We start from the raw sequence: 238 nt of genomic DNA on the forward strand, positions 1-238 counted from the left end.
GAACCCGTGTTACCGCCGTGAAAGGGCGGTGTCTTAACCGCTTGACCAATGGGCCGCAAATTCTATGGCGGAGAAGGAGGGATTTGAACCCTCGCGCCGGTTACCCGACCTACACCCTTAGCAGGGGCGCCTCTTCAGCCTCTTGAGTACTTCCCCATAATGGCTCCGCAGGTAGGACTCGAACCTACGACCGATCGGTTAACAGCCGATAGCTCTACCACTGAGCTACTGCGGAATA

General features: G+C 56.7%; 2 tRNA genes. Both read right to left on the reverse strand.

Annotated elements, in window-relative coordinates:
* Positions 1-65 precede the first annotated feature (65 nt).
* A tRNA-Ser gene (locus ACX9YW_RS23545) sits at positions 66-156 on the reverse strand.
* A gap of 4 nt (positions 157-160) precedes the next feature.
* Positions 161-235, reverse strand: a tRNA-Asn gene (locus tag ACX9YW_RS23550).
* Between the last annotated feature and the right edge of the window lie 3 nt (positions 236-238).

This window comes from Pseudoneobacillus rhizolycopersici, assembly GCF_054786815.1.